This window comes from Acinetobacter sp. UBA3025 (assembly GCF_002367915.1).
GTDB lineage: Bacteria > Pseudomonadota > Gammaproteobacteria > Pseudomonadales > Moraxellaceae > Acinetobacter.
Map to the genome: position 1 here is coordinate 1993 of NZ_DFDO01000063.1, position 2944 is coordinate 4936.

Here is a 2944-nt window from a genome sequence, read left to right on the forward strand (position 1 = left end):
GCCCCTGCATGGAACCGCTATAGATTCCTTTCATTTCGGTAGGCTGAATATTTTCAATTTTCAGGTTGGGACTGTTTTTTGCCAGATTAGCTTTAACCGTATCCACATTGGCAAAGCTGAGGCCAGGGAATAGGGTCAAAGCCAGCAACATATTTCTTATTTGCATGAATGTCCTGCTCAGGTCCAAGTTAAATGTGTTTCGATTTTAGTCTTTTTAAAAAGAAAATTCTGACTATTTTATGTAGCCTGATGTTCAAATCGAATTGATCAATTAATCATGTTTCACGTGGAACATTGACCCTTTTATGCTGATTGACTTCCACCGAGATATGCACGATTTCTTCATGAATAGAAATCGCCTCACGGATTTGATCAGCATTAATGGGGATTCCCGTTTGAACGGCAACAAAACAGGAAAATTTACCTTTACCGACTCTCGATACATGCAGGTCAGTTAAGTGTAGGTCGTTCCCATATTCAGCAATGACTTCACGTATTTCTTCGACCACTGAGGCATCCATATCGGCATCCAGTAAAGTCTTGGCACTTTGCTTTAGCAGGCCAATCGCCCAGCGTGCAATCAGGATTGAGCCGACCAGTCCCAGTACTGCATCGAGAAAATCCCAGCCCATATATTTTCCAGCAAACAAGGCAATAATGGCCAGAACAGAAGTTACAGCATCAGCAACCACATGCAGAAAGGCCGCTTTATGGTTCAAGTCATGATGACCATGATTATTATCATGCTCGTGATGGGAATGCCCATGATGATGATCATGGTGATGGTGCCCATCATCATGCAGCAACCAGGCACAGGCCAGATTAATCAATAGTCCTAAAATCGCGATTGGAATGGCTTCGTTATAATGAATCTGAACTGGCGAAAATAGACGTTCTACTGAATGAATCGCCATAAAACCGGCTACCACAAGCAATAAAATTGCACTGCTATAACTGGCCAGAATTTCAATCCGCCAGGTGCCCATATTAAAGCGGGGATCATTCGTATAATGGCGGGCAGCTTTATAGGCAAAGTAAGCCAGCCCCAAGGCCAATACATGCGAGCCCATATGCCAGCCATCGGCAAGCAAAGCCATTGACTGGAAGATCCATCCCCCTAATACTTCCAGCACCATCATGACGGCGGTCAGAATCGTGGCAAACAGAATCTTTTTCTGTGCGAGTGGATTACCTTCATCAAATTGATGGCTGTGCGAATTGGCGGTATGTTTTTGCATAAAAGGGAACTGTTATTAATACTCCCCCCTAGTATATTTATTTTTGGAGATTTGTGGTGAGTCATGTACATGATGATAAAAAAATATTAAACCGGGTACGGCGCTTGCAAGGTCAGATGAACGCCGTAGAGCAGTCTCTCCAGAATCCTGAGACAGGCTGTATTCAGGTCCTGCAACAGGTTGCAGCCGTTAAAGGTGCTATAAACGGTTTGATGAATGAGTTGATCGAGACCCATTTAAGAGAGCATGTCATTGGAGAAGCTGTGGTTAATGAAGAAGAACTGGCTGAGTTTTTAAAATTATTAAAGCGTTATGGCTAATTGTTTAGTTCAACATTTTTGTTTTCTTTACAGCAAGATAATTGACCGCTTTTTCATCTAACCGATACACTGCCACCCATTCTCTTCTTTCTTCCACATCATTCTTTTTAAAATGTGGTGAAACTTTTACGGCAGCTACATGACAGAAAATATCTCATGGCGACCTTTCGTCATGGTCAGTCTTGCATTGATTATGGGTACCATCGGTACAGCACTGGCAAGTCCGCTTTATCCCATTTATCAACAGATCTGGCATTTATCGCCAAGCCAGATTACCTATATTTTTGTCGCCTATATGTTTGGCTGTCTGGGTACCTTGTTATTCCTGGGACGTACCAGCAACACGATTGGTTTCTTAAGAACCCTGCAAATTGGTCTGGTATTTATTAGCATTGGCTTGGTCATTTCAGTCTTTGCCGAGAATGCGCTGATTTTGTCGGTGGGTCGTTTTATCATTGGTATTGCTTCAGGTCTGATGACCACTTCAGCAATGCTAGGCATGATGCAAACCATTCCAGAAACTCATAAGCAGCTTGCACCACAACTGGTATCGATTCTGACGGCTATAGGTTTTGGTTTGGGGCCGTTTGTGGGTGGGGTAATTGCGCAGTTTTCTCAAGCTCCATTAATTACTCCATACCTCCCAATTATTCTTGGGGCAGTGCTGTGTTTTGTCGGATTATTCTGGCTAAAAACCCCTGCTTTTGAACGTCAGCCTTTTAGTATTGCACCGAAATTACTGCGTCCTGAACCTCAGTATCATGCTGTGTTCATGATTGTGGGATTAACTGCATTTAATGCCTTTGCTGCTTTCAGTTTATTTGCTTCACTGTCACCGTCTTTTGTGCAGGATATCTTGCCCTGGCATGGTCCTTTGGTCAGCGGTACCGCCATTACCTGTATTCTGCTGATTTCTGCTGTGGTGCAGTTCTTTGCTAAAGCTGTTCCTGCAAAGAAATGTCTGAATATTGGCCTGATGATTATGCTGGTGAGCTTGATTAGTCTTGCGCTCTGTATGATCCTTAAAGCAAGTATCTTGTTCTTTGCCAGTGATATCTTATTCGGGATTGGACATGGTTTTGCCTTAATGGGCGCATTCGGTGTGATTCATGCGATCACAACCTTGCAAAATCGGGCAGCCGTGATGTCGACTTACCTGTTTATTGGCTATTTGGGCACGATTGTGCCGATTATCGCAGTAGGATATCTGGCTGATCACTTCGGCTTAGGATTTGCCGTGATCAGTTTCTGTGTGGCGATCAGTGCACTCTGTCTAATCCTTTGGTTATGGCATCAAAAATTGCAGCTAAAAGCCTAATAAAAAAGCCCACATTTGAGGGCTTTTTTATATAACTTAAGGATTATTTTCCAATACAGAATGTAATT

4 protein-coding genes are annotated in these 2944 nt (G+C 43.0%); 2 read left to right on the forward strand and 2 right to left on the reverse strand.

Annotated features, from left to right (window positions below; all coding sequences use genetic code 11):
• Both B4J23_RS02625 and dmeF read right to left on the reverse strand, forming a co-directional pair.
• On the reverse strand, positions 1–166 hold a 166-nt coding region (locus tag B4J23_RS02625; protein ID WP_291358682.1), incomplete at its 3' end, for a disulfide isomerase DsbC N-terminal domain-containing protein.
• A gap of 109 nt (positions 167–275) precedes the next feature.
• On the reverse strand, positions 276–1238 hold the full coding sequence (dmeF, locus tag B4J23_RS02630; RefSeq protein WP_291358680.1) for a CDF family Co(II)/Ni(II) efflux transporter DmeF: 963 nt from the start codon (positions 1236–1238) through the stop codon (positions 276–278).
• A gap of 56 nt (positions 1239–1294) precedes the next feature.
• Here dmeF and B4J23_RS02635 point away from each other — a divergent pair, with 56 nt between their 5' ends.
• Positions 1295–1558, forward strand: coding sequence for a metal/formaldehyde-sensitive transcriptional repressor (locus B4J23_RS02635; protein WP_180018418.1), 264 nt, complete (start codon positions 1295–1297; stop codon positions 1556–1558).
• Between the two features lie 172 nt (positions 1559–1730).
• Positions 1731–2876 (forward strand): MFS transporter, encoded by a 1146-nt coding sequence (locus B4J23_RS02640; RefSeq protein ID WP_291358683.1) that lies wholly within the window; start codon positions 1731–1733, stop codon positions 2874–2876.
• Positions 2877–2944: the final 68 nt, after the last annotated feature.